Source organism: Lentibacillus songyuanensis (assembly GCF_039548255.1).
GTDB classification, from domain to species: Bacteria; Bacillota; Bacilli; order Bacillales; family Amphibacillaceae; genus Lentibacillus_C; species Lentibacillus_C songyuanensis.
In genome coordinates this window covers 134,897-154,684 of the sequence record NZ_JBCLVH010000009.1, presented here as the reverse complement: position 1 = coordinate 154,684, position 19,788 = coordinate 134,897, and the positions used below count along the sequence as shown (strand labels likewise).

At 40.6% G+C, this 19,788-nt stretch carries 16 protein-coding genes and 1 CRISPR repeat array; of the genes, 13 read left to right on the top strand and 3 right to left on the bottom strand.

The annotated features are described in order from the left end of the window. Nucleotides 1-11: 11 nt before the first annotated feature. The 8 genes from WMZ97_RS11250 (at nucleotide 12) to WMZ97_RS11215 (ending at nucleotide 5,025) form a co-directional block, all read left to right on the top strand. Nucleotides 12-401, top strand: coding sequence for a DnaJ family domain-containing protein (locus WMZ97_RS11250; RefSeq protein ID WP_343272176.1), 390 nt, complete (start codon nucleotides 12-14; stop codon nucleotides 399-401). 17 nt (nucleotides 402-418) lie between these two features. Further along, complete coding sequence (locus WMZ97_RS11245; RefSeq protein WP_343272175.1) at nucleotides 419-760, top strand: cupin; 342 nt, start codon at nucleotides 419-421, stop codon at nucleotides 758-760. Between the two features lie 419 nt (nucleotides 761-1,179). Continuing rightward, complete coding sequence (locus WMZ97_RS11240; RefSeq protein ID WP_343272174.1) at nucleotides 1,180-1,602, top strand: GntR family transcriptional regulator; 423 nt, start codon at nucleotides 1,180-1,182, stop codon at nucleotides 1,600-1,602. After that, a complete protein-coding gene (locus WMZ97_RS11235; RefSeq protein WP_343272173.1) occupies nucleotides 1,592-2,518 on the top strand; it encodes an ABC transporter ATP-binding protein in 927 nt (308 codons plus the stop codon). The genes WMZ97_RS11240 and WMZ97_RS11235 overlap by 11 nt, the downstream gene beginning before the upstream one ends. Then, the gene (locus tag WMZ97_RS11230) at nucleotides 2,502-3,239 is read left to right on the top strand and encodes an ABC-2 transporter permease (protein WP_343272172.1); all 738 of its coding nucleotides are present in this window, start codon (nucleotides 2,502-2,504) and stop codon (nucleotides 3,237-3,239) included. Before WMZ97_RS11235 ends, WMZ97_RS11230 begins: the two co-directional genes overlap by 17 nt. Before the next feature lie 112 nt (nucleotides 3,240-3,351). Continuing rightward, a complete protein-coding gene (locus tag WMZ97_RS11225; protein ID WP_343272171.1) occupies nucleotides 3,352-4,110 on the top strand; it encodes an ABC-2 transporter permease in 759 nt (252 codons plus the stop codon). Further along, nucleotides 4,107-4,817 (top strand): ABC-2 transporter permease, encoded by a 711-nt coding sequence (locus tag WMZ97_RS11220; protein ID WP_343272170.1) that lies wholly within the window; start codon nucleotides 4,107-4,109, stop codon nucleotides 4,815-4,817. The genes WMZ97_RS11225 and WMZ97_RS11220 overlap by 4 nt, the downstream gene beginning before the upstream one ends. 19 nt (nucleotides 4,818-4,836) lie before the next feature. Further along, entirely contained in the window at nucleotides 4,837-5,025 is a 189-nt protein-coding gene (locus WMZ97_RS11215; protein ID WP_343272169.1) for a hypothetical protein, read from the top strand. A gap of 9 nt (nucleotides 5,026-5,034) precedes the next feature. Here the strand turns inward: WMZ97_RS11215 and WMZ97_RS11210 are convergent, their stop codons facing one another. Then, nucleotides 5,035-5,514, bottom strand: coding sequence for a methylated-DNA--[protein]-cysteine S-methyltransferase (locus WMZ97_RS11210; protein ID WP_343272168.1), 480 nt, complete (start codon nucleotides 5,512-5,514; stop codon nucleotides 5,035-5,037). Nucleotides 5,515-5,659: 145 nt separating this feature from the next. On the opposite strand from WMZ97_RS11210, the gene WMZ97_RS11205 reads away from it, so the two are divergent. From WMZ97_RS11205 to WMZ97_RS11195, 3 genes are all read left to right on the top strand, one after another. Next, on the top strand, nucleotides 5,660-6,739 hold the full coding sequence (locus WMZ97_RS11205) for a CdaR family transcriptional regulator (protein ID WP_343272167.1): 1,080 nt from the start codon (nucleotides 5,660-5,662) through the stop codon (nucleotides 6,737-6,739). 123 nt (nucleotides 6,740-6,862) lie between these two features. After that, nucleotides 6,863-7,984: a glycerate kinase gene (locus WMZ97_RS11200; RefSeq protein ID WP_343272166.1), complete on the top strand. Its 1,122-nt coding sequence runs from the start codon at nucleotides 6,863-6,865 to the stop codon at nucleotides 7,982-7,984. A gap of 13 nt (nucleotides 7,985-7,997) precedes the next feature. Next, on the top strand, nucleotides 7,998-9,359 hold the full coding sequence (locus WMZ97_RS11195; protein ID WP_343272165.1) for a GntP family permease: 1,362 nt from the start codon (nucleotides 7,998-8,000) through the stop codon (nucleotides 9,357-9,359). Nucleotides 9,360-9,424: 65 nt separating this feature from the next. Here WMZ97_RS11195 and WMZ97_RS11190 read toward each other — a convergent pair whose 3' ends face one another. Then, entirely contained in the window at nucleotides 9,425-10,027 is a 603-nt protein-coding gene (locus WMZ97_RS11190; RefSeq protein WP_343272164.1) for a DNA-3-methyladenine glycosylase, read from the bottom strand. A gap of 149 nt (nucleotides 10,028-10,176) precedes the next feature. Here WMZ97_RS11190 and aroD point away from each other — a divergent pair, with 149 nt between their 5' ends. Next, a complete protein-coding gene (gene aroD, locus WMZ97_RS11185; protein WP_343272163.1) occupies nucleotides 10,177-10,932 on the top strand; it encodes a type I 3-dehydroquinate dehydratase in 756 nt (251 codons plus the stop codon). A gap of 45 nt (nucleotides 10,933-10,977) precedes the next feature. On the opposite strand, the gene WMZ97_RS11180 is transcribed toward aroD, so the two are convergent. Next, complete coding sequence (locus WMZ97_RS11180; protein ID WP_343272162.1) at nucleotides 10,978-11,508, bottom strand: shikimate kinase; 531 nt, start codon at nucleotides 11,506-11,508, stop codon at nucleotides 10,978-10,980. A gap of 66 nt (nucleotides 11,509-11,574) precedes the next feature. Further along, nucleotides 11,575-16,765: direct repeats of the CRISPR family, unit length 32 nt; unit sequence ATTTCAATCCACGCACCCATAAAGGATGCGAC. Between the two features lie 375 nt (nucleotides 16,766-17,140). Here WMZ97_RS11180 and cas3 point away from each other — a divergent pair. After that, nucleotides 17,141-19,561, top strand: coding sequence for a CRISPR-associated helicase Cas3' (gene cas3 / locus WMZ97_RS11175; protein ID WP_343272161.1), 2,421 nt, complete (start codon nucleotides 17,141-17,143; stop codon nucleotides 19,559-19,561). Nucleotides 19,562-19,788: the final 227 nt, after the last annotated feature.

Sequence of the window (19,788 nt, the reverse complement as noted above, 5' to 3'; positions counted from 1 at the left end):
GGGGTGATAAGATGAAAAAAGAGCAGGATTCAGAAAAAGAAAGTGTAGATGTAGACGAGCGGATGGTATATACGGATCATCTATCAGCAATTGTTCGCCAAGCAGAAAAGGATGGCCAGTTTGACAACCTACCGGGGAAAGGCAAACCGCTAAAACTGGATAACAACTATTTTAGTGGTACCTATAAACAGTTCAATAAGACGCTAAAAGATAATCATGTACTTCCGAAGTGGGTGGAATTAAATAAGGAAGTGGAGGCGTTGAAAAAAAAGCTTGCTGTGGCAGATCATGACGAAAAACGAGGGCTGGTTAAGGAGATTAATAAGAAAATAAAAGTGTACAACTTTGCTTGCCCGCCGTCATTACAGAAGAATAAGGTGAACGAACGGGATTATTTATAACAGGAGGCGATAAAAAGATGGAGATTTTTCCGTTTCCTAATGAAGCTGGTAGAAAGGTTACACAATATGAATCAAGTTTTTTCGTATCCCCTATATTAAAAACAAGCTCCCCCGTACAAATTGGGCATGTGCAGTTAGCTGAAAACGGTGTTATTGGTTATCATCAGGCAACAATGCCGCAAATGCTGATTGTGTTGAAGGGGATAGCAGCAGTTCGTGGAAAAGAGGATAAGTATGTTACCATTCAGCAAGGATATGCCGTATTCTGGGAGCTAGAAGAATGGCATGAAACTGTTTCCGAACATGGCTTGACCGCAATTATCGTGGAAGGTAAGGATGTAAAGCCATTAACTATATAAAGTGATGTTATATGTAACAAGTAAGGAGTGACTGTATAAGTAAGCGAAGCAGTCACTTTTTGTTATGGAAAAAATAAAGACTGAAACAGCGTTCAAACGGGAGAGAGCAATGCAAAGTCGGGAGAGAAATACGTTCAAACGGGAGAGAGCAATGCAAAGTCGGGAGAGAAATACGTTCAAACGGGAGAGAACAAGGTAAAGTCGGGAGAGATACACGTTCAAATGGGAGAGCATGTTGTAACGTGAGAGTAGGTGGGGACTTACACACTTAATTTGACAAACCCTTCCCCAATCTATTCATGTCCATTTCTATCGACCTATTCACAAGTATGTAGTTGCAATTTTTAATACACCCTTGTATACTGTGTATATCATATAGCACTGTTGTAAAATGAACTGTGAAAGGGGGCTGTACGAATGTGTTAATTCATTTATCACCTAACAATCCAAAGCCAATGTATGAACAGGTTGTAGATGAGATTGAGCGACTAATTGCGACCGGCATAATGGCACCCGGGGAAATGCTGCCATCGATTCGGGCGTTGTCGAAGGAGCTGATGACGAGCGGTATTACCATTCGCCGTGCATATCAAGAATTGGAACGCAGCGGGTTTATTTATACACGAGCGGGAAAAGGCAGCTTTGTTTCCAGCTTAAGTGAGACGAAATTAACGCAATGGAAAATGTCCCAGGTGCAGGAACCGTTACGAGAATCGATTCAGCGGGCAAAAAATTTACAGCTATCAGAAGCACAATTTCTGAAAGTGACGAAACAATTGTGGACAGATTCCAATGAAGAAGAGCAGTTCAATGGGCAGGAGGTAGAAAAAGATGATCAATAACCAATGGCATACAAAAATAAATAATGAACAATCGTCATTGCTGCAGGTGCGCGGGTTAAGCAAGTTGTACAAAGATTTTCAATTAAAGAATGTAAACTTTATGTTAGAACCCGGCATGATCATGGGTTTTATGGGCAGGAACGGAGCCGGGAAAAGCACGACCATCCAATCGATCATGGATTTAATCAAACCGGATGAAGGAGACATTCAGATTCTAGGAATGTCGATGGCAGACGATGAAGTGACAATAAAAGATCAAGTGGGTTATGTCAGTGACACTCCAATTCTTAATGGTTCGTGGACTGTTGACCATACGTTAAATTTTGTCCGGCATTTTTATACGAACTGGGACGAACAAATGGTGACGAACTATTTACATCGATTTGGCATTTCACGAACGAAAAAGATACGTGAACTATCCAAAGGAATGAAAGTTAAATTCGCTTTGGTACTAGCGATTTCCCATCAGCCAAAACTTCTATTGCTTGACGAACCGACTTCTGGCCTTGATCCTGTCGTTCGGGAAGAGGTATTGGAACTATTGTTGGATTTTTTACAGGATGAAGAATGCGGGGTCTTGTTTTCTTCCCATATTACCTCAGATGTAGAAAAAATCGCCGATATTGTGACGTTCATTGATGACGGGAAAATTATCATCAGTGAAGATAAAGAATCGTTGCTTGATCGTTATCGACGGATCGTGATGTACGGGGAAAATGCCACAGTGACCGCCGAGCATCCGTATTTATTCGAAGTGAAGCAGACGAAGGGTGGCTACATTGGCTATACTGACAATTTTTCCGAATTTCAAAAGCGTAATTCTGGTAAGTGGGATGCAGAACGGCTGACACTGGAGGAGTTGTTTGTTCTGTTGACAGGGCATAAGGAGGAAAGTACCGATGCGCATGCTGATTAAACGAGAATTGGAAGAGATGCAAATATCTCCAATTCGCAGGGAACATCAGCTCACTATTGGCTTTGTTTCTTTGCTCGCTATTTTGTTTTTATGGCTTTTGGGTCCGGCCGGATTTAACATTTTTAAGACAACTGCTATTACACCTGTTTTTGGTTTAGCTGGTTTGGGATATGTTGGCATGATGGTGAATGCCTCTTTGCAAGAGGGGACACATGAACGTCACATGACATTTTTACAAACATTGCCAATACACAAAAGTCAAATTGTTCATGCTAAGTTCTTGGGGATATCGATCATTTGTGGGAGAACATTTTTGTGGATGGCTGTGTTTATTTCTCTTAATTTAATCGTGAATAGCAATTGGACATTAGCGGCATCAATGGCGACTTTTTTTGCTGCTTCCATTATGTTGCTGTTAGTGGCGGAACTTTTGTTTCTATATTACATGTGGGGATACCAGAAATGGAGTAATGGGGTTTATATTTTTTCGATCATTGTTTGGGTTGTTCTATTCCTATATGGATTTGTTTTTTTAGCGGCAATGAGCGAGCAACCATTATGGATGCTTGCCTTATTCATTTTTTCATTGGTTGTGTATGTCTTATGCTGGCGAGTTTCTGTACGGCGTATTCAAAAGCGGGGGTTTGTGCAAGAAGAAGAACAGCCAGGTTTAGCTAAGACAGAACAGTGGGCAGAGGAGTTAAAAAAACGGCAATCGTAAACAGTTGCTGGTAAGCGGTTTAATAGAAATCGGTCCTCCGGAGGGTTGACATATGAAAAATTTACTTCATGAAGAGCGAAACCGAAATTTTTTTCGAGAAGGGGAAAGGCAAATGAGGGCTAGTATAATCTGGAGCTTAGTAAAGGATGATTGGTATCGGCATCGATGGATGATTTCCAGTTGCTTGTTTATCCCTTTAATCCTAGAGGTGCTGCTGATTTGGCAAAACACTTTGATTACTGGATGGTTTCAAGATGGGGGAATGGAAGGACAAACAGTTGCATATACAGCATCTGTTTTACTTACCGCCATTCCTTATATGTTGATTTGGATTACCTCGGTTACCCGATTAACAAGTGAAGCATATACAGGCTTTTATGTGTTTGCACGGACGTTGCCAATTACCGCAGAAGAGGTTGTTACGGCTAAATTTATCTCTAGTTTTGTGTTGAATTTTGGCGGTGCTTTATGGTTTGCGTTATTGTGGGGGATATACGAGCAAGGAATCATCCAGTCTACGGATGATAAGGTATGGACGGCATTATATTTAGTTACTTTCTCTTTTCCGCTTTTCCTTGCTTTTCATCATGGTTTATTTTTTCGTTCGGGAACGAAAGGGGCAACTCCTGTTGTGTATCTGCTGTTGGTAGCGGTTATGTTTATGGGACGAGGGAATGTTGTTGAGCAATGGGTCCAATCATTTTTAGCTGTTCTATTTGCACATCCGGTGACCACCATAGGTATAGGTACAATATTATTGCTTGTAGTTTGGCTGTTGTGCTGGCGCTGGGCGATGAAGACATATCGGCAGTACTTGGAAGGTACGTTAAAATCGCATAAAAAACGTAAAGCGAGGAGGACGACCGGATGAGAGCATTGATTTTAAGAGAGTTTGAAAGCATGGTTTTTTCAAAGCGGGAAGCATTGCGGGTTTATACAATAATCGGAATCGGTGGCATCCTAATGATGTGGTTGTTGGGACCACACGTGTTTAACGTAGTAAGTACCGAGCAATCCTATATATTAATTGCCACCCTTGGACTGGTCATCGCATTTGGACGTCTGACGATAAGCATGGAACGTGATGAGACAAACCGACAGCAGACTTTTTTACAAACATTGCCCACTTTGAAATCAAATATCGTGCATGCCAAGTTTATTAGTTTTTTGTTACTAAGTACTTTTACACTTGTCTGGATTGCTATTCTGTTTTGTTTTAATATGTTTGTGAATGGCGGAAAGGTTGAATACTGGATGGCAGGTGTCTTATTCGTATCCATGTTTATTTTTGTAACAGCAATGACTCTTTTATGGTATTACTTTTGGGGAAATCATCGGCTTAACATGGTTTTCTATATTTTACTTGGAGTTTGGGTGGCCATTTTTGCTTTTTTGGGATTTATATTAAGATTATTTCTGGAATTTTCATTTGCAAAGATAATAGGTTTGGCGCTTGTCACATCGGTACTGATTTATTTTGTTTGCTGGCGGGTGGCAGTAAAGCGGGTAGGCAGAAAAGGTATCCCGCAGGAGGAAGCGCAAACGGAAGAAACTGTTGCGATTCTTACGGACAAATAAAGCATTCGGAGGTGATCAAGTGGCAGATCCAGAAAAGCCAACACAAGGGATTGCCGTACTGATCGGAGTTATTGCAGCTTTACTGAGTGGGCAGATCTTGAAGGGGTATGAAATGGCTTTTATTCCCAGAATTCTTTTAACATTAGTAATCGCAGTGGCCTTTTGGTATATATTTCGGTTTGTTGGCCAACGAGGGAAAGATAAATAATCCACGCTGTTATGTAGCATGTTTCTTTTCATGTTCCAACAGCCATTTCTTGCGCCAAATTCCACCTGCATATCCTGTCAGATTACCATTTGTACCAATTAACCGATGGCAGGGAATGATCATATTTAATTTGTTTTTCCCATTTGCATGTCCAACCGCCCGAGTAGCCTTTTCTCGATTCAGAGATACAGCAATATCCTGATAACTCCGCGTCTCGCCATATGGAATTGTTGTTAAGAATTGCCAAACTTCTTTTTGAAAATCCGTTCCTTCCAATATATATGGTATGGAAAATTTCTGGCGCTGACCGGCAAAATATTCGTCTAATTGCGTGCAGCAATTTTTGATGACTTGGGGGAGTTTTACATGTGACGGAGAATCGGGACGCTTTTTTTCGGTAAATATAATGGCGGTTATTGCCTGACTTGTTCCGCTAATTTCAATGATGCCAATGGATGATGGGTAATCGATTTGATAATGGGTAACCATGAGAATGCCTCCTGGGATAAACGTTTGAGAAATCGTAGCCGAAGTAGCTATATTTCATATTAAGACATCCGAAGTGAAAGCACAAATGGCGTACAACTTCGGTCAGGGATAATATTTTATGAAAAAACATATGGGAGGGGATACGATGCAACTAACAAAAGACTTGGGTCAGGAAATTATCAAACGATTCTCTGAATACATCGATGTAGATATAAATCTCATGGACTTGCATGGGAAAATCGTTGCAAGTACCGATCCCTCACGAATTGACGAGACACACAGTGGTGCGATTGAGGTGATGAAAAGGAATGAAGCTGTTATTTTACATGAACATGATATGGTCCATTTTCCCGGCACAAGGCCAGGCGTTAACCTCCCCATTTTACATCAGGATAAAATCAAAGGGGTTGTCGGTGTAAGTGGAAATCCCGCAGCCATCAAACAGGTAACAGGGATCATTCGCGCTTCGGTGGAAATTGCCTTGGAGCAAATTTATATTCAACGCCAAACACACTTCATCGAACGGCAATGGAATCAGTGGATACACCAATTGTTACATCCGCTCGGTTTTGACGAGGAGCAGTTAGAGAAGGATGCAATCTATTCGCTGAAAATTAATCCCAAACAGAACCTTCGTGTCATCATTTTTCATGGTGACAATATCCATCACAACCTTGACTTGATTCGCAAGGAAATGAATGGATTAAAAATAACATTATTATTTGCGGTTCCTTTTTTGGAAAATGAAATTATCGTGGCAGTTGACCCAACTTTCGATCGGATCCAGCAGTTGGCAGACACATTTCCAACAAAAGGTCAAATCCAGGTTGGTGTGGGAAATGTAGAATTTGGGATCAAAGGGTTACGAGCTTCTTACTTGCAGGCGAAACAGGCGCTAAAATTTATGAGGGAAAAGTCGACAGGTGTATCATTTATTAACGAATGGAATCTGGAACGTTTAGTAGCAGCAATTCCTATAGCTGAGTATCAGGCAGTTTGTAAAAATTATGCGGGCTTGATGGAAAGTCTGGGAGCGGACTATATTAAAACGGTTGATACATATTTATCAATGAATTTTTCCATGAAAGAGACGGCGGCTACATTACACATTCATAGAAATACCCTTCTGTACCGGTTAGACCAGATAAAAGGAAAAGTAGGATTAGATCCAAGATCATTTCACGATGCGTTTTTATTAAAGGTCATGTTAGGTAAGGGATTATGACTGTGCAGATGCACAAATTCTGATTAGTAAATTTCAAAAGGTTCGTTTACAATAATAATTGCAAACGTTGTCATTTAGGTTTTAAATAAAGGGAACAATGCAGCCAAAGGAGGGAATATCACGTTGAACATCGTTATTGCACCAGACTCATTTAAGGGGAGTTTAACCTCTGCCCAAGCAGCGAACACCATGCGAAAGGCTATATTGGAAATTTCACCTGATTGTGATGTTCACATGAAACCGATGGCCGATGGAGGAGAAGGAACACTCGACGCGCTGTTTTCATCCTCAGACGACGTACGAGTTCCAGTAACTTGCGCTGGCCCATTAGGAGAAACAATCAGTACTTCATTTGGAATCGTGAATAAAACAACAGCTATCATTGAATGTGCGAGTATTGCGGGGTTAACCCAAGTACCTGAAGACAAACGCAATCCTGATTGGACAACATCCTTTGGCATAGGAGAAGTCATTAAACTCGCTTTAGACAAGGGATGCACGTCATTTGTGCTTGGGCTTGGTGGAAGCGCAACAAATGATGGCGGTTTTGGCATGCTTCAGGCGCTGGGAATGAAAGCCTGGAACAAAAATGGAGTAGAATTAGGGCCACGTGGGCAGGATTTGCTACAAGTTGCAAAAGTTAGTTTTGTTGAACTAGAAGCCCGATTAACGTCAGCAGATATCAAAGTGGCATGCGATGTAGATAATCCGTTATGTGGGGATAGGGGTGCAAGTGCGGTCTATGGACCACAGAAGGGAGCGACACCTGAACAAGTAAAACAATATGATCAAGCATTACGGTATTTTGGCGGGTTAGTTGAAGCGGAGGTGGAGAAAGAATATCAGCATGTTGCTGGAGCAGGTGCAGCTGGCGGATTAGGATTTGCGTTGTTAGCTGTCGGAGCTGAATTGGTATCCGGTGCCACATTGATCGCTGAGGCAGCAAATCTAAAAGAGTCGGTCAAACATGCTGATTTAGTGTTGACTGGTGAAGGACAAAGTGATGAACAAACCCTTTATGGAAAAGCACCAGGTTACGTTGCTGATCTTGCGGCAGCATATGATGTACCAACCGTGCTAATTTCCGGAAGTTTAACAGGTGATGCGAATAGGTTACGGGAAAAATTTGCGGGGTGTTTTTCTATCATTAACCAGCCCCTGTCGCTGGAAGCGTGCATGAGAGATGCAGAGGAATTGTTGTTTGAGCAGACAAAGCAAGTTATTCATTTTTGGAGTTCTATTTAAGAGGGGGGAGAACATGGAAGGCATTGGTCTTATTATATTAATTGTTGTTGGCGTTTTATTTGTTATCTTTGCTACGGCAAAATTAAAATTGCATCCGTTTTTATCTTTATTATTTGCGGCATTTGGAATTGGAATTTTTGCCGGACTTCCACTGCCTGATGTTATCGAAGCAGTTAATGGCGGGTTTGGTGGACTAATGGGCAATATCGGACTCGTAATTATTTTCGGTACCATTATTGGTGTTATTTTGGAAAAGTCAGGTGCGGCATTACGAATGGCGGAAGTTGTGTTACGGATCGTCGGGGAAAAACGGCCACAAATGGCAATGAGTTTCATTGGAGCGATTGTAAGTATTCCCGTATTTTGTGATTCGGGATATGTTATTTTGTCATCATTAAAAAAAGCGTTGGCCAAACGCGCGAAAGTAACGGTAGCTTCTATGGCCATTGCATTGTCAACAGGCCTGTTTGCCACACATAATCTGGTTCCGCCAACACCCGGGCCGATTGCGGCAGCTGGAAATATTGGTGCGGAAAGTTATCTTGGAACCATTATTTTAATGGGCTTGATTGTATCCATCCCGGCGATTATTGCAGGTTATATTTGGGCCATGAAGGCGGGAACGAAAATTAAGATTGAAGGTGAGGACGAAGAGGAACTTGCCTATGACTATGAAACGATTTTAAAAGAATTTGGTGAAATGCCATCAACGGTAAAATCATTTGCACCAATTGTAGTGCCAATTCTATTAATCGCATTTAGTTCTGTTATTTCATTTGCGGAGTGGTCCGGTACATTTTTTGATATTATGCAATTTTTGGGAGCGCCAGTAGTTGCATTATTAGTAGGGGTATTGTTTGCGTTCTTATTATTACCAAATTATAATGAAGAAACGTTAACTGACTGGATTGGCATAGCGATAAAAGAGGCTGCACCTATTTTGCTTATCACGGGTGCAGGTGGTGCGTTTGGATCTGTTATTAGCGCTACACCGGTTGCTGATTTCATCCAAGGATTCGGTGAAAGTGCATTCTTTACGGGTACCATGTTTATATTTATTCCATTCATAATTGCAGCAGCGTTAAAAACAGCACAGGGTTCTTCCACGGCATCACTGGTTATTACATCAACGCTGATTGCTCCTCTTTTGCCGGAACTAGGTATAACCGGTGCAGTGCCGCTTGCATTGGTCGTTATGGCTGTTGGCAGTGGGGCCATGGTTGTATCACACGTTAACGATAGTTATTTCTGGGTGGTTAAAGAATTTAGTGGTATGTCCGTGACACAGGCATACAAAGCCCAGACAGCAGGTACGCTTATCCAGGGTATTGTTGCGATTGTTGTGACGTTTATTTTGTGGATTTTGTTAGTTTAACAGTTTTGTAGTCACAAATCCAAGGAACATTTTGGTGTTTCTTGGGTTTGTTTTTGTTAGGACAGCTACCTCGATACAAACTTATTCCCATCAATCCAAAATCGCCACGGATAATCCTTTGCTTCACCAGAATTATCGATGCCGATTCGTGGCCCAGCTTTGATCTGACTTGTTTCAATTGTCCATCCACTAGTAATCCAGAGCGGTGATTGATCCAGCGAATGTCCATAGTCAGTCATGGCAATCCCAAGCGCCTTTGTCAATTTGCCAGGGCCATTTGTCCATTGTCGTTCGTTTTTTGCCTTTGGTCTTCTGGATTTCATCAGTTCCTGCCCTGTATAAGGTTCGATTCCCCTAACAAGAATCGCTTCTGGTTGATCACTTTTTCCACTAACAACATTAAATAGGCAATGGGTATGCATGGAATAGGTATATACGTGACCAGGCTCGCCATACATAACCTCTGTCCGTTTTGTACGCCGAGTATTATAACTATGCGCAGCACGGTCTAAGGGCCCCTTGTACGCTTCTGTTTCAACGATAAAGCCCGATGCCATACCTTCAGGCGTTTTTTTTATAAGTATGCACCCAAGTAAAGCTTTCGCGAGTTCGAGTGTTGGCTGGTGATAAAAAGATTTGTCAAGTGGATTGGTAGTGTCAATTGGCATTTTTGTTTCATCCTTTATTAACTAATATCATCATTATAGGATATCAATAGTAAGTGGGCAATATTTTCGGTATAGCTGTAAGGTTCCGCCTGTTTCCTTATTCTGAAAATATGGTATGATACGTTTATCCATTACCATAGGGAGAGAGAATGATGAATTTATTTCAAAATAAAAAAATACCATATATCTGTACACCATTAACAGGGAAAAATGAAGATGAGATTAATGGTGAACTGAAAACAATTTTTCCAAAGCATCCCGATCTGATAGAGTGGAGGCTGGATTTTTTTGAGTCAATTAATGATAAGGAAGAAGTGTTAAGGGTTGCAGATGTGATTACTGATGCAAGCGATATTCCAGTTCTTTGCACTATTCGCTCCGAAAAAGAAGGGGGAGAAAAAATTCCTTTATCTGAGGAAGAAAAGGCTGAATTATTAGTTGAGGTTTGTGAAAGAACAGAGGTTCATATGATAGATTTTGAAGTGTCCAATGATCCAATGCATATTAAACAACTACGAAAACGATCAGAAGAGAACAATAAACAGTTGATCCTGTCTTACCATAACTTTGATTATACACCGTCCAACAATGAAATGATGGAATGCATGCGTTTGGCTGAATTCTATGGTGCAGATATTGCCAAATTAGCAGCTATGCCAAAAGGTAAAGAGGATGTATTGCGGTTATTAAATTGGACGAAACAAGCGGCTGATGCCTTAAATATACCTATTGTCAGTATGTCGATGGGACGGATTGGAAGCTTAAGCAGAATAATGGGCTGGGCTTATGGATCGATTATAACTTTTAGTGTGGGCAAGCGAAGTTCGGCACCGGGGCAGATACCGATTGAAAAATTGAGGCAATTAATAGAATCGACACAGGAAATTGTTGGGGAGTGGGAGTGACAATTGCTGATTTACAATTGTCGCTCTTAACACACCTGCCTACAATTAAAGTTTTAACTTATTGATGATATTTTCTGTCACTTCTTCTTCACTATAGTCATCTGTTATTAATGTGAAGTGGCTTTTCAAATAAGTTTCCCTGCGTCTGGAAAATAAAGCTTCTATATCTTCTATTGATTTACTCTGTAAAACTGGACGCCCCTCTACTAACATGCTCATTCGCTCTTTCCATGCTTTCCAAGAAATGTCAAGATGTATAACAATGCAGTTTTCTAGACAAGCGTCCTTTATTTCCTTTTGCATAAACGCGCCACCGCCGAGCGAGATAATTTTGCCCCCTTGCTTTGCATAATGGATAACAGTTTCTTTTTCTTTTTGACGAAATGCTTTTTCACCAATTGTTTTAAAAATCTTTGTTATTGGCTTTTGATACTCATTTTCAATTTCTTTATCGATATCAATAAAGGTACGATTTAGTCTATTGGCAAGCAATTTGCCGACAGTTGTTTTTCCCACACCCATAAAGCCGGTTAATACAATGCTTTTTTCTTTATTGTTGATGTTATGGATTGTCATATGTGGCACCCTTCATAATTTTATAGTTTAGTTGATTTTAATTTAACAGTTTTAATATACCCGTTTATTTCAATCCACGCACCCATAAAGGATGCGACTCATCCGTAAAATAAATTTCTACAGAATCATCATATTTCAATCCACGCACCCATAAAGGATGCGACGTATCCAAACAAACATACAACAATTATGAGTTAGATTTCAATCCACGCACCCATAAAGGATGCGACTTTGTACAAGGGTAAATTCACGCCCCCAGAAACATTTCAATCCACGCACCCATAAAGGATGCGACACAGATAAACAAGATGCGATAAGCGCCCGGTTGATTTCAATCCACGCACCCATAAAGGATGCGACTAGATGCGGAAGTGGACCAATAAAAGTTATCAAAATTTCAATCCACGCACCCATAAAGGATGCGACTCAGTGGTTTGTGTATCATCATAAAGGCATTTGATGATTTCAATCCACGCACCCATAAAGGATGCGACTTCTTTTGAAGGGACGGATGAATATTGATATTTGGTATTTCAATCCACGCACCCATAAAGGATGCGACGATTTAAATCCAAAACAATATGGAGAAATTGAGATTTCAATCCACGCACCCATAAAGGATGCGACGTGGCTAGGATTGTACTCTTTAGAGCAGTTATTATTTCAATCCACGCACCCATAAAGGATGCGACGTAACAACTTTTTTAATATACATGTCTGATTCGTTATTTCAATCCACGCACCCATAAAGGATGCGACGCGCAAATATTGGAGCCAGGGTTTGTTTTAGATTAATTTCAATCCACGCACCCATAAAGGATGCGACAAAATCTGAACTAGATGAGTAGCATTCCATTTGTCATTTCAATCCACGCACCCATAAAGGATGCGACTAGGCAACACATACTTGGGCCCGACCGTTGAAAAATTTCAATCCACGCACCCATAAAGGATGCGACACTGCTTATCCAGATTGGTTTTATTGGAACGATATTTCAATCCACGCACCCATAAAGGATGCGACTAAGTTGCGTGGCGCTCTTGCAACCCTATACGGAATTTCAATCCACGCACCCATAAAGGATGCGACGCGACCCTAGGATAGATGTACTCCAATCAGGATAAGACCATTTCAATCCACGCACCCATAAAGGATGCGACTTCACTTGGTACAAAAGCAGTTCTGATAAGCTGGATTTCAATCCACGCACCCATAAAGGATGCGACGTCCAAGTGTTTCCAGGTAATTTCTCGGAAGATTTTATTTCAATCCACGCACCCATAAAGGATGCGACCTAAAATAAATAAAAAAATAAACTTATTTTGATATTTCAATCCACGCACCCATAAAGGATGCGACCGAAAATGGGATCATTTTGAAATATCGAAATATATTTCAATCCACGCACCCATAAAGGATGCGACACCAAAGCCACTGATGAGATTTGGGAAGATATCAATTTCAATCCACGCACCCATAAAGGATGCGACGCTCCAGCCTTATATATGGTATCCCAACTAAGGATTTCAATCCACGCACCCATAAAGGATGCGACTACCGGGGATGGTTTAGAGACATACAGCGGCAGTATTTCAATCCACGCACCCATAAAGGATGCGACATAGTGAGGTGGATGGTTCACGTTATCCGTCATATTTCAATCCACGCACCCATAAAGGATGCGACAAAAAGCGGGTCCATTATTAAGCCGTTAAGCAAAATTTCAATCCACGCACCCATAAAGGATGCGACTAATGAGTGGAATGCTTTAATTCTGCCACTGCATATTTCAATCCACGCACCCATAAAGGATGCGACAGACAAGCCAAAAATGTCCGCCACGGTTAAATTTATTTCAATCCACGCACCCATAAAGGATGCGACGAAAATTTAAAGCAAATGGCGGACAACCAAGGCATTTCAATCCACGCACCCATAAAGGATGCGACAAGAGGGTTATAACTTAGTAGACTTTGAAATCGAGATTTCAATCCACGCACCCATAAAGGATGCGACTTGAATATAGATATTGAAACCTTTTCCAGTGTGATTTCAATCCACGCACCCATAAAGGATGCGACGAATGGGATTGGGTAAACAATTTGGTTTAAGTGATATTTCAATCCACGCACCCATAAAGGATGCGACATCATTCGTTTTTTTATCATCCTGCTGGTTGTAGGATTTCAATCCACGCACCCATAAAGGATGCGACAAATACTAATGTACCCAAAAAAGTGTCCATTAATATTTCAATCCACGCACCCATAAAGGATGCGACGTGCTTATCCCTAATAGTTTACAAGATAAGCTGAATTTCAATCCACGCACCCATAAAGGATGCGACAAAGGATTGATTAATGTATGGGCGGTGTTAGTTTGATTTCAATCCACGCACCCATAAAGGATGCGACGGATAACCGTTTTCGTCCTTTCCCGATGGCTGTTATTTCAATCCACGCACCCATAAAGGATGCGACTGACCAGGACGAATTAAAACAAATTTATTTAGAAATTTCAATCCACGCACCCATAAAGGATGCGACGATATGGACGGCATGGTTGGGCAAATTATCATGGAATTTCAATCCACGCACCCATAAAGGATGCGACGAATTGGATAAAGGCACGGTCGCCTGTGTGCATATTTCAATCCACGCACCCATAAAGGATGCGACCTCAAGCGCGATGAATGTGTCTGGTTCGCTTTTCGATTTCAATCCACGCACCCATAAAGGATGCGACTTTCATTGTGGTCACGATGCCACTCCCTTTCATATTTCAATCCACGCACCCATAAAGGATGCGACCATTATTGACAATCTCCAAGTAACTAAATGGAGAATTTCAATCCACGCACCCATAAAGGATGCGACTTGTGGGTGGCCCGAATGAAAGTAACCTGCAACATTTCAATCCACGCACCCATAAAGGATGCGACTCTCCAAACACGTGCTCAAAATTATCTTTTGTGATATTTCAATCCACGCACCCATAAAGGATGCGACCTCCTTTTCGCATCCCTGTTTCGATTAACATTTTATTTCAATCCACGCACCCATAAAGGATGCGACTTGCCGTGTACAATGGTTAGTCACCACCTTTCATCATTTCAATCCACGCACCCATAAAGGATGCGACATAATAAGTATGTTGAGGACTATATAAAAAAATGATTTCAATCCACGCACCCATAAAGGATGCGACTCTCACCCCGACGCAGGAAATGAAACTGAACCAATTTCAATCCACGCACCCATAAAGGATGCGACTGGACCCCAAGCATAAGCAAATTCCGGATCGCTATTTCAATCCACGCACCCATAAAGGATGCGACGCAAGGTCCTATGCCTTGGTCGCCGCGTGAAAACATTTCAATCCACGCACCCATAAAGGATGCGACCACACGCACAAATTAAGAAATTTGAGCAACCCGATATTTCAATCCACGCACCCATAAAGGATGCGACGACAGATTGTCTAAAAAAGCTAAAATCAGTAACGATATTTCAATCCACGCACCCATAAAGGATGCGACATGATGGACTGATTAGTGCTTTTAAGAAAATCAATTTCAATCCACGCACCCATAAAGGATGCGACCTGACCTTGATCGTAACCATGCTACTGATCGATAATTTCAATCCACGCACCCATAAAGGATGCGACCGCACCAACCCGTTGCAGATGGTAGCCGGCATGATTTCAATCCACGCACCCATAAAGGATGCGACGAATAAGCGTTATTTTTTATGGATTAAATAGAGAATTTCAATCCACGCACCCATAAAGGATGCGACTGGTACAGATTTAACAAGTGGGTGGGGGAGAAAAATTTCAATCCACGCACCCATAAAGGATGCGACCATAATCGACTTTGCCCGTATAAACCGCTTCATTATTTCAATCCACGCACCCATAAAGGATGCGACCTAAAACAGATCGAAGGCAGACAACAGCAGGATATTTCAATCCACGCACCCATAAAGGATGCGACATTTCCGCTCCGTATTTATCCGATATTTTGAATGATTTCAATCCACGCACCCATAAAGGATGCGACTTTTCCACGGGGATACATCATAGATCATGATTTTATTTCAATCCACGCACCCATAAAGGATGCGACTTTAATGGATTTCCCGTCGTCCTATAGTGATGACATTTCAATCCACGCACCCATAAAGGATGCGACTTCGAAAATACAATTGTTTTACCAGTCCCTGTGGATTTCAATCCACGCACCCATAAAGGATGCGACCTATCGATAACAAAATTTTGAAGGGTATGTTTAGATTTCAATCCACGCACCCATAAAGGATGCGACTTATCAAAGCAGCATTAGAACAATCACGATAAATATTTCAATCCACGCACCCATAAAGGATGCGACGTAGGCACGCTGAAAGATATACAGCCAGAAGATATTTCAATCCACGCACCCATAAAGGATGCGACTACAGACAGTAAAAAACTATTCAACGCGCTTCTGATTTCAATCCACGCACCCATAAAGGATGCGACATATAACTACTGCCATCAGGCTCGACGATCGTAGGAATTTCAATCCACGCACCCATAAAGGATGCGACGCCCACTTCACTAATCAGTTTGACAAGGTGTGTACAATTTCAATCCACGCACCCATAAAGGATGCGACTTAGGGTATCGGAGCATCTGACCAGGCATAAACATTTCAATCCACGCACCCATAAAGGATGCGACGTCTGCCGGAACACCAAAGTTGCCGCCATCCACGATTTCAATCCACGCACCCATAAAGGATGCGACAACACATATACGTCTTTGTTAACCAGCAAATATTATTTCAATCCACGCACCCATAAAGGATGCGACAAGTTGTATTTTTCCCGTTAAACTGATTGCGTTAATTTCAATCCACGCACCCATAAAGGATGCGACGTTATCAACAAAAATAGACCTGGCAATGACATTACATTTCAATCCACGCACCCATAAAGGATGCGACGCACCCAGCGCGCGGCTGATCGTTTGCAGTATTGATTTCAATCCACGCACCCATAAAGGATGCGACCGAAAACCCAGAATTATTGCGAGGTGATGAGTGATATTTCAATCCACGCACCCATAAAGGATGCGACAGTATTGCGTTCTGCTCTAATAAAAGGTCCTCAGAATTTCAATCCACGCACCCATAAAGGATGCGACTAGCATTGCCTTTCTCGATGAGATAATTCAATCAATTTCAATCCACGCACCCATAAAGGATGCGACTGCGATTTTTCATAAAAATATATCAAAAATCGTCTATTCTATTAAAAAAGGTTACCTTTTATAGGAATAGAATATAAATATAAAAGACAAATGGTAAACTAAGGATATTAAATAGAAAAATTCCGGTGCGAATCCCCTTGAAAGTTTATGTGAGCATAATGTTCGCACCAATATTGGAGTTGACCATTTGTTTGAGCAGTACGCTTTAACTATATTATAAGTGATTTGTTTATCGCTTTACAATAGTTTTTGTAAACTTTGACGTAAGGTGAAAAATCAATATTTTTGATAGATTCTAGTTTAAATATATGATACAATAGTCATGCATACATAATTTTCCACTACATACAAAATACCTAAAAAAGAGGTGGCGACGTGGATTATATTGCCCATATCCGTCAAAGTGATGGAAAGGTTCAAACGGTCATGGAGCATTTAACTGAGGTCAAAGAATTAGCTGAACAATATGGCAAAAGGATTGGTATCAAACATCTAGCTGGACTCGCCGGACTATTGCACGATCTTGGTAAATATACAGATGAATTTAAAGAATACATATTAGAAGCAGTAAATAATCCTGATTCACCACCGAAAAGAGGAAGCGTTGATCATTCCACTGCAGGCGGGAAGCTTTTATATGATCTTCTTCACAAAACAAATATTGAACGCCTGAAAGGAATGGTAGCGGAAGTAGTCGGAAATGCGGTTATTTCCCATCATGCCTATCTTCATGATTTCATCACCCCAGAATTAGAATCAAAGTATCTTAATAGGGTACGTGACAAGGATCTTCCAGAATTTCCAAATACAGTTCAGTGTTTCTTTCAAACTATCATAAATAAATCGGATTTTAGTGAGTATGTCGAAAAAGCAAGTAAAGAATTAGAAAGCTTTATTGCAAATGAGCCGCCAGAAGATAGTGAGAAGCAATTAATGTTTTTAACAAAACTCGTGTTTAGTGCTCTAATTGATGCAGATCGAACAAACACAAGACTTTTTGAAGAAGATAAGCAACATGAACTAACCGAGAATCAATCCATATTTCATCAATATTATAATCGGTTACAAGCTAAAATTCATTCATTTAAGAGTCATCCGTCTGCGGAAACCCCGATTAACCGGTTGAGAACCGAGATGTCCGAACAATGTGAAGCGTTTGCATCCAGACCTACTGGTGTATTTACTTTGTCCATTCCTACTGGGGGAGGCAAAACACTGGCCAGTTTGCGCTATGCCCTGAAACACGCATTAATACAAGGCAAAAAAAGAATTATTTATGTTGTCCCATATACTACAATTATTGAGCAAAATGCAGCTGAAGTTAGGGACATTTTACAAGACGATGAAAATATATTAGAGCATCATTCCAATATTATTGAAGATGTTGATGATAATGATGAACTTCAAGATGGTTTTGTAACAAAACAGCAAAAATTAAAGTTAGCGAAGGATAATTGGGATTCACCGATTATTTTCACGACAATGGTACAATTTTTGAATGTGTTTTATGCCAAGGGAAGCAGGAATATCAGACGATTACATAACCTGAGTGAATCGGTAATTATATTTGATGAAGTACAGAAAGTTCCTGTGAAATGTGTTTCTTTATTCAATCAGGCACTTAATTTTCTAAAGTCCTACTGCCAAACGAGTATCGTGCTTTGCACGGCAACCCAACCAGCATTGAATTTTGTGGACCATAAATTAGATATTGATGCCGATGCCGAAATGATTGAGAAACTTGATCATGTTGTTGAGGCATTTAAACGCGTGGAAATTGTGGATGAAGCTACGGATAAAGCGATGGATAGTGAAGAGTTATCTGAATTCGTAACTTCTAAATTAGAAGAAATTCAAAGTGTATTGATCATTTTAAATACGAAAAAGGTTGCGAAGGACTTGTATCAACAATTAGAGGAGATAGGACAAGTCCCAGTTTATCATCTCAGTACTTCCATGTGTGCGGCCCACCGGAATGAAATATTAGAGGAGGTAAAAACACAGTTGGCTGAAGGGAATCAGGTAATTTGTGTTAGTACGCAACTGATTGAAGCCGGTGTTGACATTAGTTTTGATTGTGTTGTTCGTTCTTTAGCGGGACTGGATTCAATTGCTCAGGCAGCAGGAAGATGTAATCGCCACGGGGAAAAGGATCTGCGACAAGTTTATGTGATAGATCATAAGGAAGAAAATCTTTCTAAACTGGAAGAAATAAAAAAGGGGAAAGAAATAACCGGCAAAATCCTGATCGATATGAAAAAGGATCCACGTAAACATGGGGGAAACTTGTTATCAAGACAAGCAATGGAGTTCTACTTTAAAAACTTCTATGCTGATTTGAGCAATGATTTAAATTACAGTATTAAACAATTACGCACTGACATGACCAATCTATTAATGGCGCCCCGTGCTGAAAATGAATATGTACATGCTTATCAAAGCAAAACTGGAAAAGGCCTCCCATTGTTTATTACTGGCAGCTATCAAACGGCGGCTGAACATTTTCAAGTGATTGACAATGTGACTACACCTGTTCTTGTGCCGTATAAGGAAGGTGAAAATATTATAGCTGAACTCAATGGTACTGAGCGGATAGACGACTTGACCAAATTATTACGAAAAGCACAGCACTATTCGGTTAATCTTTATTCTCATGAACTTAGGAAGTTATCTAACGAAAAAGCATTAGAGATACACTTGGAAGGTACAATTTACGAACTAAAAGAAAGCTGGTATAGCGAAAAATACGGGGTCGATTTGGAAGGGGAAGGAGAGTTGCAATTGCTTATAAATTAAACCCTATCTATTGGTGGATAGGGTTCCATATATATTTCTCTTTATTTCAACCCACGCTAAAAAACGACTCAATTTAATTATATAATACTTAAAGTGTTTTTATGATTAATTAAAAGTTATTCAAAGATAAATAAATATGACTTTTAGGAATATGGACAAATTCATGGGTAATACAATTAATTATTGGCGTTATATATAAGCCAGAAAGGAGTGAAAAAGTCATAAAT